The sequence below is a fragment of the Streptomyces sp. NPDC029296 genome (genome assembly GCF_055569255.1).
Genome location: NZ_JBVHXT010000001.1, coordinates 310,835 through 327,151 on the forward strand (window position 1 = coordinate 310,835; position 16,317 = coordinate 327,151).

At 74.4% G+C, this 16,317-nt stretch carries 12 protein-coding genes and 1 pseudogene; 8 read left to right on the top strand and 5 right to left on the bottom strand.

Translation table 11 applies throughout. From position 1 onward, the window contains the following. Positions 1 to 1,373, bottom strand: a 1,373-nt coding sequence (locus ACZ4W9_RS01265; RefSeq protein ID WP_467932354.1) for an FGGY family carbohydrate kinase, incomplete at its 3' end; no start/stop codon positions are given. A gap of 269 nt (positions 1,374 to 1,642) precedes the next feature. On the opposite strand from ACZ4W9_RS01265, the gene ACZ4W9_RS01270 reads away from it, so the two are divergent. The 6 genes from ACZ4W9_RS01270 to ACZ4W9_RS01295 all read left to right on the top strand — a co-directional run bounded on the left by ACZ4W9_RS01270 (position 1,643) and on the right by ACZ4W9_RS01295 (position 9,358). Continuing rightward, positions 1,643 to 2,629 (top strand): hypothetical protein, encoded by a 987-nt coding sequence (locus ACZ4W9_RS01270; RefSeq protein WP_467932356.1) that lies wholly within the window; start codon positions 1,643 to 1,645, stop codon positions 2,627 to 2,629. 43 nt (positions 2,630 to 2,672) lie between these two features. Beyond that, positions 2,673 to 4,232: an amino acid permease gene (locus ACZ4W9_RS01275; RefSeq protein WP_467932357.1), complete on the top strand. Its 1,560-nt coding sequence runs from the start codon at positions 2,673 to 2,675 to the stop codon at positions 4,230 to 4,232. A 187-nt stretch (positions 4,233 to 4,419) separates the two neighbouring features. Next, positions 4,420 to 5,511: a mechanosensitive ion channel family protein gene (locus ACZ4W9_RS01280; RefSeq protein WP_467932358.1), complete on the top strand. Its 1,092-nt coding sequence runs from the start codon at positions 4,420 to 4,422 to the stop codon at positions 5,509 to 5,511. Positions 5,512 to 5,557: 46 nt separating this feature from the next. Then, positions 5,558 to 5,989: a DUF4186 domain-containing protein gene (locus ACZ4W9_RS01285; protein ID WP_467932360.1), complete on the top strand. Its 432-nt coding sequence runs from the start codon at positions 5,558 to 5,560 to the stop codon at positions 5,987 to 5,989. 37 nt (positions 5,990 to 6,026) lie between these two features. Continuing rightward, positions 6,027 to 8,246, top strand: a complete 2,220-nt coding sequence (locus tag ACZ4W9_RS01290) for an NADP-dependent isocitrate dehydrogenase (RefSeq protein ID WP_467932361.1) — start codon at positions 6,027 to 6,029, stop codon at positions 8,244 to 8,246. Between the two features lie 332 nt (positions 8,247 to 8,578). Next, positions 8,579 to 9,358 carry an N-formylglutamate amidohydrolase gene (locus tag ACZ4W9_RS01295; protein WP_467932427.1) on the top strand — a complete coding sequence of 260 codons (780 nt, stop codon included), beginning with the start codon at positions 8,579 to 8,581 and terminating at the stop codon, positions 9,356 to 9,358. Between the two features lie 225 nt (positions 9,359 to 9,583). On the opposite strand, the gene ACZ4W9_RS01300 is transcribed toward ACZ4W9_RS01295, so the two are convergent. The 3 genes from ACZ4W9_RS01300 to ACZ4W9_RS01310 are packed head-to-tail and all read right to left on the bottom strand — an operon-like array spanning position 9,584 to position 12,113. Next, a complete protein-coding gene (locus ACZ4W9_RS01300) occupies positions 9,584 to 10,036 on the bottom strand; it encodes a hypothetical protein (RefSeq protein WP_467932428.1) in 453 nt (150 codons plus the stop codon). Between the two features lie 14 nt (positions 10,037 to 10,050). Further along, entirely contained in the window at positions 10,051 to 10,689 is a 639-nt protein-coding gene (locus ACZ4W9_RS01305; protein WP_467932362.1) for an RNA polymerase sigma factor, read from the bottom strand. Continuing rightward, a complete protein-coding gene (locus tag ACZ4W9_RS01310; protein ID WP_467932364.1) occupies positions 10,686 to 12,113 on the bottom strand; it encodes a S8/S53 family peptidase in 1,428 nt (475 codons plus the stop codon). The genes ACZ4W9_RS01305 and ACZ4W9_RS01310 overlap by 4 nt, the downstream gene beginning before the upstream one ends. A gap of 76 nt (positions 12,114 to 12,189) precedes the next feature. Here ACZ4W9_RS01310 and ACZ4W9_RS01315 point away from each other — a divergent pair, with 76 nt between their 5' ends. Then, complete coding sequence (locus ACZ4W9_RS01315; protein ID WP_467932365.1) at positions 12,190 to 14,802, top strand: CHAT domain-containing protein; 2,613 nt, start codon at positions 12,190 to 12,192, stop codon at positions 14,800 to 14,802. Between the two features lie 31 nt (positions 14,803 to 14,833). On the opposite strand, the pseudogene ACZ4W9_RS01320 reads toward ACZ4W9_RS01315, so the two are convergent. After that, positions 14,834 to 15,651: pseudogene (locus ACZ4W9_RS01320) on the bottom strand (IS5 family transposase). A 284-nt stretch (positions 15,652 to 15,935) separates the two neighbouring features. Here ACZ4W9_RS01320 and ACZ4W9_RS01325 point away from each other — a divergent pair. Next, positions 15,936 to 16,223 (top strand): DUF6355 family natural product biosynthesis protein, encoded by a 288-nt coding sequence (locus tag ACZ4W9_RS01325; RefSeq protein ID WP_467932366.1) that lies wholly within the window; start codon positions 15,936 to 15,938, stop codon positions 16,221 to 16,223. The last annotated feature ends 94 nt before the right edge of the window (positions 16,224 to 16,317 follow it).

Genomic DNA, 16,317 nt, shown 5'->3' on the forward strand with positions numbered 1-16,317 from the left:
CGGTGGGAGGGGGTGGGGTGCGCGAACAAGGCGGCACCCCCCCAGCAGGGCAGTTCTCCCCCCCCCCCCCCCCCGCCCCCCCCCCCGAGACGGGCGAGGGCGGCGGCGCCGAGCGCGGTGGCGTCGGGCAGCGCGGACACCTCGACCGGGCGTTGCAGCAGGTCGGCCTGGGTCTGCATGAGCAGCGCGGAGCGGGTGAGGCCGCCGTCGACGCGGAGCGTGTCCAGGGGCGCGCCCAGGTCCGCGGCGGCGGCCTCGGCCAGCTCGGCGACCTGGGCGGCGATGCCCTCGCACAGGGCGCGCACCAGGTGCCCGGCGGTGGTGTCGAGGCCGAGCCCGGTCAGCGAGCCGCGCAGGTCGCCGCGCCACCAGGGGGCGGCGAGCCCGGCGAGGGCGGGGACGAAGGTGACCCCGCCGCTGTCGGGGACGGTGGCGCCGACGGGGTCGAGGTCGGCGGCGGAGGAGAGGACGCCGAGTCCGGTGAGCCAGCCGACGGCGGAGGCGGCCGTGTAGACCTGGCCGTCCAGACAGTAGCCGGGCTGTCCGGCGAGCCGCCAGGCGACGCAGGAGACCAGGCCGGACGTGCCGCGCCGGGGCCGGTCGCCGGTGTGCGCGAGCAGGAACGCGCCGGTGCCGTAGGTGCACTTGACGGCGCCGGGGCCGGTGATCCGCTGGGCGAGGAGGGCGGCCTGCTGGTCCACGATCAGGGCGGTGAGCGGGATCTCGGGGCCGAACGCCGTGGTGGTGCCGACCGGGTGGGCGTTGTCGGTGACCTCGGGCAGTGCCTCGCCGGCCAGGCCGTACAGGTCGAGGGCGCGCGGGGACCACTCGGTGCGGTCCAGGTCCAGCAGCTGGGTGCGGCCGGCGGTGGCGGCGTCGGTGGCGAAGGCGCCGGTGAGGCGGTGCACCAGCCAGGCGTCGGAGGTGGTGACGACGCCGTCGCGGGTGAGGTGGCGGCGGATCCAGGCCATCTTGGGCGCGGCGAAGTACGGGTCGAGGGGCAGCCCGGTCAGCTGCCGCAGCTCCTCGGCGTGATCGCCGAGTTCCGCGCAGACGGACTCGGCGCGCCGGTCCTGCCAGACCAGGGCGTCGGTGAGCGGGCGGCCGGTGGCCGGGTCCCAGGCGAGGACGGTCTCGCCCTGGTTGGCGAGGCCGAGCGCGACGACGTCCTCGCCGGCCTCGGCGAGCGCGCGCCGGCCGGCCTCGACCACCGAGTCGTACAGCTCGCCCGGGTCCGCCTCGACCAGGCCGCCGGGCAGGTGGCGGGGGCGGACCCCGGCGAAGCCGGTGCCGAGGACACCGCGTTCGGGGCAGACGACGAGCGCCTTGGTGCCGGACGTGCCCTGGTCGACGGCGAGCACCGGCCCCGTCATCGCGCGTCCCCCGCTGCGGACCTGAAGATCACCGCGCCAGCCTGCCGTCGCGGCGGTCCCGGCGTCAAGCTCTTGCGGCCGGCGGGCCGGCGCCGTCACGGGATGCCGTCCGGTATGTCAACTGGCCTTTCCGGATGGTTGACTTGGCAACAATGGATAGGTCGAACAGTCGCCTCTATAGTGACCGCCGACCACGCGAGACCACATTCACCGCCCAGGGGAGGGCTGTTGCCACGTCAGGTGCGCCGGCGGCCGGGGGCCGGCGGCTGATGGCCAGAGACGGAGGCCGTCCCTCCTACGATCCCGCCGGCCCCGACCACGCGCTGCGGGCCGCGCTCCAGGAGCTGCGCACCGGCCGCTGGATGGCCATGCGCGCGCTGCTGGCGGAGACCACGCAGTGGTGGCGGTGGACGCAGCGCACGCAGGTGCTGGCCACGGCCGCGGCCGGCACCGACGTGGTGCGGGCCTGGCTCGCCGAGGAGCCGGACAGCGTGCACGCGGCGGTGATGCACGCCCGGGTCGGCGTGGAGCGGGCGCTGCGGGCCCGGCGCGAGAGGCACCGGCGCACCCACGAGTTGTGGATCGAGGCGTGGGACGCGGCCCAGACGGCCACCGCGGCCGCGCCGAGCGACCCGGTGCCCTGGGTGTGCCTGCTGGCGCTCGCCCAGCTCGACCCGGAGCAGCGCTGGGAGGAGCACCGGGCCGCCCCGCCGGAGCCGATGCTGCCGCCGGGCCCCTGGGGGCTGCTGGCCGAGGCGGGCCGGCGCGACCCGTTCAACCGCGAGGCCCACCACCGGATGCTCCAGTTCCTGTACGTGCGCGGCGGCTCGGGGCGGCTCGCGGAGGCGTCCGGGTACGCGCAGTGGGCGGCGGGCCAGGCCCCGCCCGGCTCGGCGCTGCACCTGCTGCCGCTGTACGTGCGGGTGGAGCGCTACCGCCGGGACAGCGGGCACGACGCGGCACTGGACCTGCACTGGGTGGCGGAGGAGGCGGCCCGGGAGGCGCGGCGGGCGCTGGACGCCTGGTTCGACCGGACACGGCCCGGCGAGCGCGCGCTGCCGGACCTCAACCACCTGGCGCACGCGCTCTGGGGCTCCCACCAGTTCACGGACGCGGCCCGCGTCTTCGAGGCGATCGGCCCGTACTTCACGCCGCCGCCCTGGATGTACCGCACCCGGGACCGGGACCGCGCGGTGGAGGTCTTCGCGCAGGCCCGGGACCGCTGCCGGGCCGCCGCGGAGGACTCCCGCCCCTGAACGTCCGGCACGAGCACGTCAGTTCGACAACCGTTCGGCAACCATGACCCCGGAGGTCCCCCGCGTGTCCCCCACCCCCGAACCCTCGCCCGTGCCCTCCCCGGGGCTGCCGCAGCAGGACGAGGAGCAGCGCCTGCGCGAACTCGGCTACCGGCCGGTGCTGGCCCGCCGGATGGGCGGCTTCGGCAACTTCGCGATCAGCTTCTCGGTGATCTCGATCCTGTCCGGCTGCATGACCCTGTACGGCTTCGGCCTGAACACCGGCGGCCCGGCCGTGATGCTGTGGGGCTGGGCCGGCGTCGGCCTGTTCGTGCTGTGCGTCGGCCTCGCGCTCGCCGAGGTGACCAGCGCCTACCCGACCTCCGGCGCCCTGTACTACATGGCGGACCGGCTCGGCGGCCGGCGCTGGGGCTGGTACACCGGCTGGCTGAACCTGCTGGGCCTGCTCGGCGCGATCGCCGGCATCGACTACGGCGCCGCCCTGTTCGCCGGGGCGTTCGCCAACCTCCAGTGGGGCTTCGTGCCGACGCCCGGCAGGACCATGCTGATCTTCTGCGCCATCCTGCTGCTGCACGCGGTGCTGAACCTGTTCGGCGTGCGCCTGGTCAGCCTGCTGAACTCGGTCAGCGTGTGGTGGCACCTGACGGGCGTGGCGCTGATCGTGGGGGCGCTGGTGATCGTCCCGGACCACCACCAGTCGGCGTCCTTCGTGTTCACCGAGTTCGTCAACGAGACCGGCTGGGACAACCAGTTGTACGTGGCGGCGATCGGCCTGCTGCTCGCGCAGTACACCTTCTCCGGGTACGACGCCTCCGCCCACCTGTCGGAGGAGACCGCACACGCCTCGGTGGCCGCCTCGCGGGGCATCGTCCGCGCCATCTGGGTGTCCTGGCTCGCGGGCTTCGTGCTGCTGGCCGGCCTGACCTTCGCCATCCAGGACTACGACGCCACGCGCACCACCGACACCGGCGTGCCGCCCGCCCAGATCATGCTGGACGGCCTCGGCACCGACGGCGCCAGCGCCCTGCTCCTGGTCGTGATCGTCGCCCAGCTGTTCTGCGGGAACGCCGAGGTCGCCGCGGCCAGCCGGATGGTGTTCGCGTTCAGCCGGGACGGCGCGCTGCCCGGCTCGCACCTGTGGCGCAAGGTGAGCGGCCGCACCCAGACCCCGGTCGCCGCGGTCTGGCTGTCCGTGGTCGTGGCCTGCGTGCTCGCGCTGCCGTCGCTGTACTCGGCGACGGCGTACAACGCGGTGACCGCCATCAACGTCATCGGCATCACCCCGGCCTACGCCATCCCCGTCCTCCTGCGGCTGCGCGCGGGCGACCGCTTCCGTCCGGGGCCGTGGCACCTGGGCCGCTGGAGCAGACCGGTGGGGTGGATCGCGGTCGTGTGGGTGGCGTGCGTGACCGTCCTGTTCTGCCTGCCGCAGGCGTCGCCGGTCACGGCGGACACGATGAACTACGCCTCCGTCGCCCTCGCCGCGGTCCTGGTCCTCGCCACCGTCTGGTGGTTCGTCGCCCGCCGGTCGTACGGCACCCCCACCGCCGCCGCCTACGGCAGCGACCGTGACCAGGCGGAACTCGCGGAAGGCATCGTCTGAGCGGACGGCCGGCGACGCCGCCGCGGTGACGAACGGGCGTGCGGGATGCGGCAGGATGAACGCACGCGCCGGTTCCCGGAGTTCCTCCGGCCGGCGCGGTCGCACATCCCGGACATCGAGCAGGTGACAACGTGACGAGACTTCACAACCGGCCCCCCACAGCCGCCCGGCGCCCCGGAGGTGACCGGTGAACCGCATGCTGACCCTGGACGACCTGGTCCTCGCCGGAATCGCCCTGGCGGCGGGCCTGACGCTCGCCTTCATGTCGCGCACCCTGCTGCGCTGGCTCGCGGGGCACGCCAAGCGGACCCGCTGGAGCGGGGACGACGTCATCGTGGACGCGCTGCGCTCGGTCGTGCCCTGGGCGGCCATCGCGGGCGGCACGGCGGCGGCCGCGGCGGTGCTGCCGCTCACCGGGGCCGTGCAGCACCACATCGACCAGGTGCTCCAGGTCTGGGTGATCGCCGTGGTGACCTTTTCCGCGGCCCGGGTCGTCGCCGGCCTGGTCCGCTCGGTCACCCAGTCCCGCTCGGGGGTGGCGGGCTCGGCGACCATCTTCGTCAACATCACCCGGGTACTGGTGCTGGCCATCGGCTTCCTGGTCGTGCTGCAGACCCTGGGCATCTCCATCGCGCCGCTGCTCACCGCCCTCGGCGTCGGCGGTCTGGCCGTCGCGCTGGCCCTCCAGGACACGCTCGCCAACCTCTTCGCGGGCATCCACATCCTCGCCTCCAAGACCGTCCAGCCGGGCGACTACATCCGGCTGAGCAGCGGCGAGGAGGGCTACGTCGTCGACATCAACTGGCGCCAGACGACGGTCCGCCAGCTCTCCAACAACCTGGTGGTCATCCCCAACGGCCAGCTCGCCAAGGCCAACATGACCAACTACACCCGGCCCGAACAGGAGCTGACCGTGCTGGTGCAGGTCGGGGTGGGCTACGACTCGGACCTGGAGCACGTGGAGCGGGTGACGGCGGAGGTGGTCGCGGAGGTGATGCGGGACGTCACGGGCGCGATGCCAGACCACGAGCCCGCCATCCGCTTCCACACCTTCGGCGACTCCCGGATCGGCTTCACGGTGATCCTCGGCGTGGGAGAGTTCAGCGACCAGTACCGGATCAAGCACGAGTTCATCAAGCGCCTGCACCGCCGCTACCGCGCCGAGGGCATCCGGATCCCGGCCCCCACCCGCACCGTGGCCCTCCAGCAGGGCCCGGTGACCATCCCGCAGCAGCGCAGCGGCGAGGACGCCGTCTCGGGGGCGCCGGCGGCCGAGTAGGGCGACGGCCGGGAAAGCGCCGCGAGGGGTCGTATGCTCGGAAGGCGTGACCTCCCCCGCCGACGGCCCCCGCGCGCTCGACCGGCGGCTGGACGCGCTCGCGCGGCAGCCGTTCCGGGCGCGGTTCCGGCTGCGCGGCCGGGAGCTGGCGACCGCGCGGCTGAAGGGGCCGGCGACCCTGCGGTGGCACGCCTACGACCTGATCGCCGCACGGCTGGCGCCGGCCCGGCCGCGCAAGGACGGCCGGCAGACCCCGTACCGCGGCCATCCGGTGTTCGTGGCCCAGCACGCGACCGCCACCTGCTGCCGGGGCTGTCTCGAACGCTGGCACGGCATCCCCAAGGGCCGGGAGCTGACCCGCGTCGAACACATGTACGTCGTAGAGATGATCTGCCGCTGGATCGCGCGCGAGACGGCGGGCGGCGGAATTTCCGGCCCGGACCCCTGTCGAGCGGACGCCGATCACGAGATATCTTGATGTCGAGCAATGTTGCAGACGTGGAGCGGAGCACCCGGTGACTGACTCGACCATCATCTACACCTACACAGACGAGGCCCCGGCCCTGGCGACGCATTCGTTCCTGCCGGTGATCCAGGCGTACGCCTCGCAGGCCGGTGTGCCCGTGGAGACCCGCGACATCTCGCTGGCCGGGCGCATCATCGCCGTCTTCCCGGAGTACCTGAACGAGGACCAGCGCATCCCGGACGCGCTGACCGAGCTGGGCGAGCTGGCCAAGACCCCGGCGGCCAACATCATCAAGCTGCCGAACATCTCGGCGTCCATCCCGCAGCTGAAGGCCGCCGTCGCCGAGCTCCAGGGCAAGGGCTACGCGCTGCCGGACTACCCGGACGACCCGAAGACCGACGAGGAGCGCGAGATCCGCGCCCGCTACGACAAGGTCAAGGGCTCCGCCGTCAACCCGGTGCTGCGTGAGGGCAACTCCGACCGCCGCGCCCCGGCCTCGGTGAAGAACTACGCCAAGACCCACCCGCACCGCATGGGCGCCTGGTCCTCCGAGTCCAGGACCAACGTGGCGACCATGGGCGAGAACGACTTCCGCTCCACCGAGAAGTCCGTGGTGATCTCCGAGGCCGGCACCCTGCGCATCGAGCTGGCCGCCGAGGACGGCACCACCACCGTCCTGAAGGACTCCGTACCGGTCCTCGAGGGCGAGGTCGTCGACGCCTCCGTCCTGCGCGTGGCCGAGCTGAACGAGTTCCTCGCCGCGCAGGTCGCCCGCGCCAAGCAGGACGGCGTCCTGTTCTCCGTGCACCTGAAGGCCACGATGATGAAGGTCTCCGACCCGATCATCTTCGGCCACGTGGTGCGCGCGTTCTTCCCGAAGACGTTCGCGAAGTACGGCGAGACCCTCAAGGCGGCCGGCCTCACCCCGAACGACGGCCTCGGCGGCATCCTCAAGGGCCTGGAGAGCCTGCCCGAGGGCGCCGAGATCAAGGCCTCCTTCGACGCCGAGATCGCCGAGGGCCCGGCCCTCGCCATGGTCGACTCCGACAAGGGCATCACCAACCTGCACGTGCCCTCCGACGTCATCATCGACGCCTCCATGCCCGCGATGATCCGCACCTCGGGCCACATGTGGGGCGCCGACGGCCAGGAGCACGACGCCCTCGCCGTCATCCCGGACTCCTCCTACGCCGGTGTCTACCAGGCCGTCATCGACGACTGCCGGGCCAACGGCGCCTACGACCCGTCCACCATGGGCTCGGTGCCGAACGTCGGCCTGATGGCGCAGAAGGCCGAGGAGTACGGCTCCCACGACAAGACCTTCGAGATCCCGGCCGCGGGCACCGTGCGCCTGGTCGACCAGGCCGGCAACGTCCTGATCGAGCAGCCGGTCGCGCAGGGCGACATCTTCCGCGCCTGCCAGACCAAGGACGCCCCGATCCGCGACTGGGTCAAGCTGGCCGTCACCCGCGCCCGCGCCACCGGCGACCCGGCGGTGTTCTGGCTGGACGAGGAGCGCGCCCACGACGCCAACCTGATCGCCAAGGTCGAGCAGTACCTGCCGGAGCACGACACCGAGGGCCTGGACATCCGGATCCTGTCCCCGGTGGAGGCCACCAAGCTGTCGGTGGAGCGCATCCGCCGCGGCGAGAACACCATCTCCGTCACCGGCAACGTCCTGCGTGACTACCTGACCGACCTCTTCCCCATCCTGGAGCTGGGCACCAGCGCCAAGATGCTGTCGGTCGTCCCGCTGATGGCGGGCGGCGGCCTGTTCGAGACCGGCGCCGGCGGCTCCGCGCCCAAGCACGTCCAGCAGCTGGTCAAGGAGAACTACCTGCGCTGGGACTCCCTCGGCGAGTTCTTCGCCCTGGTGCCGTCCTTCGAGCAGTACGCGGCGGCCACCGGCAACACCCGCGCCAAGGTCCTCGCCGACACCCTGGACCGCGCCACGGCGACCTTCCTCAACGAGGACAAGTCCCCGACCCGGCGCGTGGGCGGCATCGACAACCGCGGCAGCCACTTCTACCTGTCCCTGTACTGGGCGCAGGAGCTGGCGCGGCAGACCGACGACGCCGGCCTCGCGAAGGCGTTCGCGCCGCTCGCCGAGACGCTGGCCGCGAACGAGCGGACGATCGTGGACGAGCTGAACGCCGTCCAGGGCGAGCCGGCCGACATCGGCGGCTACTACCAGGTCGACAAGGCCAAGGCGGACACCGTCATGCGCCCGTCGGCGACCTGGAACGAGGTCCTGGCGTCCCTGAGCTGACGCCCGCGGCACCCCGCCACCCCGGGGGGGGGGGGGGGGGGGGGCGGGGGGGGGGGGGGGGGGGGGGGGGGGGGGGGGGGGGAGGGAGAGGGGGGGGGGGGGGGGGGGGGGGGGGGGGGGGGGGGGGGGGGGGGGGGGGTACGTNNNNTCGCCGCCACCCCCCCCCCCCCCCTCCCCCCCCCCCCACCCCCCCCCCCCCCCCCCCCCCCCCCCCCCCCCCCCCCCCCCCCCCCCCCCCCCCCCCCCGCGGTCGTGCGGGCCGGGGCCCGTTGTCGGTGGCGTGTGGCACCGTGATCGCGCACGATGCCACCGACGACCCCCTGGAGCAGCCCGTGACCCCGTTCGACCTCCTGCCCGGCGCCGCGGACTCCCCCGTGCTGCTGCACGTGCCGCACTCCGCGCGGGCGATACCCGACGACGTGCGCGCCGGGATCGTGCTGGACGACGGCGGGCTCAAGCGGGAGCTGGACCACATCACGGACGCGCACACCGCCGAGCTGGCCGAGCGGGCCGCCGCGCTCGCCGGGGTGCGGCCCTGGCGGTTCGTCAACCGGCTGTCGCGGCTGGTCGTGGACCCGGAGCGGTTCCCGGACGAGCGGGAGGAGATGGCGGCGGCCGGGATGGGCGCGGTGTACACGCGGACCACGCACCGGGCCGTGCTGCGGCCCGCGGACACCGACCCGGAGCCGCTGCTCGCCCGGTACTTCCGGCCGTACGCCCGGGCCATGACCGAGGCGGTGGCCGGCCGGCTGGCAGCGACCGGCCGCGCCGTGATCATCGACGTGCACTCGTACCCGACGGAGCCGCTCCCCTACGAGCTGCACGGCACCGGGCCGCGTCCGCCGGTGTGCCTCGGCACGGACGCCTTCCACACCCCGCCGGCGCTGGCCGAGGCCGCCCGCGAGGCGTTCGCCGGCCGCGGCGGGACGGGACTGGACAGCCCGTTCGCCGGGACGTACGTACCGCTGGACTTCTACGGCACGGACGCCCGGGTCGCCGCCCTGATGGTGGAGATCCGCCGCGACACCTACATGACGGAACCGGGCGGCCCGGCCGGCCCCGGCCTGGACCACCTGGCCGCGGCCCTGGCGGCACTCGTCGACAGGCTGTAGCCACAAGGCCGGTGCCCGTCGCCGGTGCCCCGGCGGGCGGCCGCACGCCCGCCTCCGCGGCCGGGCCCATGCGCCCCCGCCCGGACCCGCCCCCGTACGACCCCCGGCCAACCGTCCGCCTGCCGGGGCGCGGGCCCGGACCGGAGGGCGCCCCCGTCCCGGTCCGCGTGCCGGCCCGGGCACCGGCCGAACAGGGCGGCCCGGTCCGGGCGGGCGCCGGGGCCGTCACACCCGTAGCCACTCCGTCACGATCACCTCCGCGCCGGTGTGCAGGCGGAGGGCGAACGGGCCGGTGGGCGGCCGGTCGCCGGTGAAGCGGCCGAGGGGGTCGGTGGCGAGCGGGCGGACGTGACCGGGACCGCCGAGGAGTTCGATCCGCGCGGACTGCGGCGGCAGCAGCTGGCCGATCAGCCCGTCCCCGGTGACCTCGACGTCCACGGTCACCTCGCCCGCGTGAAAGGTGAGCATCCGCGGCGGGTCCAGGGCCCCCCGGACCGGCAGCGCGTCCACGAGCGAGTCGAAGGCCAGCTCGGCGAGCCGGGCGTCCAGGTCGTGCAGTGCGAACGCGTCCAGGGCCGACTGGACCAGCTCGGGCGGGACCGGGTCCCACACGGCGGCGGACCGCCGCAGCTCCTCCGCCAGCAGCTCGTCCGCCAGTTCGTCCGGCTCCCCGGGCATCTCGTCGTCACCGTTCACAGCGCACCCCGCGCGTCCATCCGGGCCCGCAGCCGGCGCAGACAGCGCTGGCGCAGCGGGCCGATGCTGCCGACCGCGATGCCGAGCGCGGCCGAGATCTCCCCGTAGCTCGGCGGCGGCGAGGCCATCAGCACGCGCAGCAACTGCCGGCAGCGCTCGCCCAGTCCGTCCAGCTCCTGCCACAGCCGGCGGACCCGCTCGGCCCGGTCCGCCGCCTCCTCCGAGTCGGTCAGCGACTCCTCCGGCGTCCGCTCCTCGCTGGCCCGGTCCAGCACCCGCGGATCGTCGGTCAGGGTCAGCCGCGCCAGGCCCTTGAGCACCTTCAGGCACTCGTGCCGGGCCGTACTGGCCAGCCAGGCACCGGCCTTGTCGGGTTCGCGGATGCGGCCGAGGTGCTGGGCGAAGCGGAACCACACCGTCTGGAAGACCTCGTGCCCGTCGGCGTCCGAGAGCCGGTGGGCCCGCACCACCGACCACACCAGCGGACTCATCCCTTCCACCAGCGCCTTCCAGGCCGCGGCGTCCCCGTCGACGGCGGACCGGACCAGCGCGCCGACCTCTGTTCGGTCCACGACTCCACCCCTTGTGTACGGCACGTCATCGTACGCCGTGGAGCGGAGGGTCCCGGCCCTCATACCGGCAGCGCCGGGAGCGCGACCGGCACGGGGCGCCACGTGGGCGGGAAGAGCGCCGGGACGTACGCCCCGCGCACCTCGGCCCGGTCCGTGGCGGCCGCCAGCAGCGCGGCCCCGGCCGCCCGCGGATCGCGTTCCCCGTACCGCGTCATCCGGGCGGCGACGAGCCCCGCGACCACCGGGGTGGCGAACGAGGTGCCGCTCCACTGCGCCATCCCCTCGAACATCACCTGGTCCGGTTTGCCGCCCGTGCTCTCCAGGCCCTCGCTCAGCACCCCCGTGTGGCCCGGGTACCGGCAGGTGCACGGGTACGCGTCGGAGCCGAACCGGCAGGCGTCGTAGGTGGAGTGCTGGTAGACGTACGGCACCGGGGCGGCGAAGCCGGTGAGGGCGCTGGTGAGGCGCTCGCCGGGGGCGTGCACCCGTACCCAGGGGCCGTGGTTGGTGAAGCAGGCGCCGCCCTCGCCGTCCGCGCGCAGGGCGCCGACCGACAGCACGCTGCCGGCGTACTCGGGCAGCCCGGCGTAGGCGGCGGGCCAGAACGGGACGGCACTGCCGTTGTTGCCCGCGGCGGCCACCAGCAGGGTGCGCCGCTCGCGCAGTTCCCGCATGAACGGGTCCAGCCCGATCAGGCCGCGGGGGTCCTTGCCGGGCGTGCCGGCGGACAGGCTGATGATGTCCGGCCAGCCGTCCCGGTCGACCGCCTCGAAGAGCAGCGCGCCGAACTCCGACTCCAGCACGGCACCGGCGTCGTTGAGCGTGCCCCGCACGGTGATGTCGGTGTTGGGCGCGACGGCCGCGAGGATCCCGGCGATGAACGTGCCGTGGCCGACGTACTGGCGCAGCACGCCGGCGGCGTCGGTCTCGGCCCGCTGGGCGTCGCCCGTGGTGTGGGCGAGCGGCGGGTAGCGGTGGTGGTCGCGCACCAGGCCGGTGTCGACGACCAGCACACCGACCGCGGTGGCCGGGTCGTGGCTCCCCTCGGCGGCGGCCGGGTTGGCGGGTTCGCCGCGCGGGACGGGCACCGGTTCGTCGCCGGGGCAGGCGTTGACCGCGATGTGCAGGACGTGGTTGCGTCCCGCCAGCCGGCGGCCCCGCCGGTCCTCGGCCTGCCGTACGGCGCGCAGGGCATGCGGCACGGTGTCCTCGCCCTCCTCCGGGTGGCCGACCCGGATCCGGGTGACGCCGGTGCGGCCGGCCTGCGGGCCCTCGCGGCGCACGTGGTCGGGGACGAGGCCCCGGGTCTCGGTGAAGTGGGCGCGCACGGCGTCCTCGACGAACGGGGCCTCCTCGCCGTCCGGGACGAGGACGACGCCCTTCTCGTAGAGGAAGCCCGCCGAGGCGTCCGGTCCCATGGTCAGCGGGACGTCCGGCATGGCGCGCTGGATGTGCTGGAACTGCTCGTGGAAACGCTGTGGTGCCACCTGGCATCCTCCCCCGTGGACGGTGCTACGACTGTGAGAGTCGCGGGACCGCCGTCTGATACAGCAGGCCACTACCATGCGAGACGTGACAGCGGGAAGCGAGTCGGTTCTCGAGCTGCTGCCCATGGTGTTCGCCGACCCGGGCGAGGCCCGGGCGCGGGCGGAACACGTGCTGCGCGCCGGTCCGCCGCCGCTGCACGCCAGCGTGGCCCACCAGGTACTCGGCATCTGGCAGCGGGACTTCGGCGACCTGCGGATCGCGCTGCGGCACCTGCGGCGGGCCCGGGACCTGGCCGCGCGCGCCGAGTCGGCCGACCGGGAGGCCGATGTGCTGGCGACCCTCGGGGTCGCACTGGTGCACGCGGGGCGCACACGGCAGGGGCTCGCCGCCTTCGAGCGGGGCGTGGCCCGGGGCAGCGGGCACACGCGGGCCCGGGTGCTGTACCGGCGCGCCTACGTCTGGTGGGTGCTGGGCCGGCACCGGGAGGCGCTGGAGGACGTACGGCGGGCGCTGCCGGTGCTGCGGCAGGCCGCCGACGACATCTGGACCGCGCGGGCGCTGACCCTGCGGGCCACCGTGCACCTGGCGCTCGGCGCGGTGGACCGGGCGGTCGCCGACTTCACGGCCGCGGAGCGGCTGTGGGACACCACCGGCCAGGAGCACGACAAGGCGGACGCGGTGGAGAGCCGGGGCCTGGCCGCCTTCCGGTCCGGGGACATCCCGGCGGCGCTGCGGCTGCTGGACGAGGCCGAGGAGCGCTACGCCAAGCTGGGCACGCCCACCTACAACCTGTCGATCCGGCGCTGCGAGGTGCTGCGGGCGGCGGGGCTGGCGCCGGAGGCGCTGGCCGAGGCGGACGCGGCGATCGCGGAACTGGACCGGATCGGCGGGCAGTCCACCCGCAAGGCCGAACTGCTGCTCGCCGCTTCCTGGGCGGCCCGTTCGGCGGGGGACGCGCACACCGCCATAGCCCGTGCCGCCGTCGCCGTACGGCTGTTCGCGGCGCAGCGCCGGACGTGGTGGGAGACGCACGCGCGGCTGGTGCTGATCGAGGCGCGGGTGGCGGCCGGGCGCCGGTCGGGGCGGATGGTCGCGGACGCGGCGGCGGTCGCCGGGAAGCTGGCCGCCTTCGGCTCGCCCGCCGCGCCGGAGGCCTCGCTGCTGGCCGGCCGGATCGCGCTGGCGCTGGGCTGGACGGCGGACGCGGAGCGGCACCTGGCGGTGGCCGCGCGCAGCCGGTACGGCGGGCCGCCGCCGGCCCGGGTGACCGGCTGGGCGGCGCAGGCGCTGCGGGCGCGGGCGGCCGGGTCCCGGCGGGGCGTGCTGGAGGCGTGCCGGCGCGGCCTGGACGTGCTGGACGACCACCGGATGACGCTCGGCGCCTCGGAGCTGCGCGCCCACGCGACCGCGCAAGGCGCCGAACTGGCGGCGCTGGCCCAGGAGGTGAGCCTGGCCCAGGGCGGCCCTCGACGGCTGCTGGTGTGGAGCGAGCGGTGGCGGGCGACCGTGCTGTCCGCGCCGCCGGCCCGGCCGCCGGACGATCCGGCGCTGCTGAGCGGGCTGACCGCCTACCGGGAGATCGCGGCCCGGGCGGAGGCCGCCCGGATGGACGGCCGCCCGGTGCCCGCGCTGGAGCGCGAACAGCGGCGCCTGGAGCGGGAGATCCGCTCCCGCACCCGGCACATGGGCGGGGCCGCGGCGGGCGCCGGATACCGCTTCGACGCGGACCGGCTGCTGGACCGGCTCGGCGACGGGCACCTGGTGGAGCTGGTCGTGGTCGACGGCCGGGTGCACGTCCTGCTGTGCGGGCGGGGCCGGGTGCGGCGGTTCGCCGGCGGGTCGCTGGCCCGGGCGGTGGCCGAGGCCGGGCACGTGCAGGCCGGGCTGCGGCGGCTCGCGCATCCGGGGGCCGAGGCGCGGCTGCCGCTGGTGGAGGAGGCCGGCCGGCGGCTCCAGGACCTGCTGCTGGCCGGCGCGGTGCCGCATCTCGGGTCCGGCCCGGTGGTGATCGTGCCGCCGGGCGCGCTGCACCAGGTGCCGTGGGCGCTGCTGCCCGCGCTGCGCGAGCGGGTGCACAGCGTGTCGCCGTCGGCGGGCAGTTGGCTGCGTGCCCGGGAGACCCCGCCGCCGCCGGAGGGCCGGCCGGTGCTGGTGCGCGGTCCGGGCCTGGCGACCGGCGGTGCGGAGGTGCCCGAGCTGGCGGACCGGTACGGCACGGCGACGGTCCTGGAGGACGACGAGGCGCGGGTGCCGCGGGTGCTCGCGGAGCTGGACGGCGCGGGCCTCGCGCATCTCGCCGCGCACGGCACGTTCCGCGCGGACAGTCCCCTGTTCTCCGCGCTGCGGATGGCGGACGGGCCGCTGATCGTGCACGATTTCGAGCGGCTGGCCCGCAGCCCGTACCGGATCATCCTCTCCAGCTGCGAGACCGCCCGCCTCGCCTCGGTCGGCGCGGACGAACTGCTGGGCGTGGTCACGGCGTTGCTGCCGCTGGGCACGGCCGGGGTGGTGGCGAGCAGCGCGCCGGTCAACGACGCGGCGGTGGTGCCGCTGATGCTGGCCCTGCACAAGGGCCTCGGCGCGGGTCTGTCCCTGGCCGAGGGCCTGCGGGACGCCCGCGCCGCCCTGCCGGGCGACGCGGTCCACCAGGCGACGGGGTGGGCGTTCGCGGCGTTCGGGGCGGCGTGAGGACGTCCGCCCCTGCCCCTAAGACCGTGTCCTACGTGGTGAGGCGGACGAGTCGCTTGTAGCAGCACAGGGCGGCGGCGAGTCCGAGAAAGGCCAGGTAGTTGCGGGGGTCGCGTTCGTAGCGGGGGCTGAGGCGGCGGTAGCCGGACAGCCAGGACATGGTGCGCTCGATGACCCATCTGCGGCGCCCCAATCGTTCGCCGGACTCGATGCCTTTGCGGGCGATGCGCACGCCGATGCGCTTCCCGCGGAGCCATCTGCGCAGGTCGGCCCGGTCGTAGGCTTTGTCGGCGTGCAGGCGCTGGGGCTTGAAGTGGCGGCCGCGGTGGGGGTCGTGTCTCGTTTGGTGGCCCTCCACCATCGGTTTCAGTCCTTCGCTGTCGTGGGTGTTGCCGGCGGAGACGCCGACGAGAAGGGGCAGTCCGTTCGCGTCCGACAGGACGTGCATCTTGGAACCCGGCTTGCCCCGGTCCACGGGGCTCGGACCTGTGTGTTCGCCCCCTTTTTGGCCCTGACGTGGGCGGTGTCGAGGACGACGCGGGTGACGTCGACGAGGCCGGCGTCGTCGAGCCGGTGCAGCACGGCCTCGTGCAGTCGGCCCCAGACACCGGCTCTGGACCAGATCAGGAACCGGCGGTGGGCGGTCGACTTCGAGATGCCGAATCAGGGCGGCAGGGCCCGCCAGGCGCAGCCGCTGACCAGCACGTAGATGATGGCGGCGAACAGCGTCTCATCAGGCGTGTCCGGTGTTCCACCGCCCTGTGGCCGCACCCTCGGCGGTGGGATCAGTGGCTTCGCGATCTCCCACAGCCCGTCCGGAACAATCCAACTCCACGTACCCCGCCCCATGACCTGACCAACGAACCACCACCACGTAGGACACGGTCTTAGCCAGGTGGCCGAGAGTACGGGCGGCCATGGAGACAAGGGGCTGGCGAGTCCGCTTCGTCGGTCCTGTGCGTGGGCCTGACGAAGTTCCCCTGATCGGTGCAGCGGGAAAACGATTCGTCAGGTGAACAGTGTCACCAGTGGTCAGAAAGCCTGCCCTGAGCTGCGAGTCTGAGACTTTGGCAACGGACCGGAAGGGCCCTTCAGTTGGGGCGCCGGTCCCTTCTACTGTCCTGGAGCTCTCCATGCGTGTTCGTCGTATCGTGATCGATGCCATGGGTTCCGCCGCGCTCGTCCTCGCCTCCGTCGGAGCGGGCAGCGCGAGTGCGAGCCCGGCCGCGCAGGACCCCTGTGGCTTCTTCGAGGCCGGTCCCGACGCCTACTACAACCACTGTTCGCAGGGACAGAGCATCATCATCGAGGTCGACGAAAGCGGGAACCCCCTCGAGGAGCGGTGTGTGGAGCCGGGCATGACCTGGTTGGGTCACAGCGATGATGTCAACGACGCGCAGCCCACCGGCAACCTCTGCTGAGTTCCCGCTCAGCAGCCCAGACACAGGATCCCAGCAACGAACACTTAACGACCGCCCGCCCCGGTGATCGGCGATCTGGGGCGGGCGGTCGGTG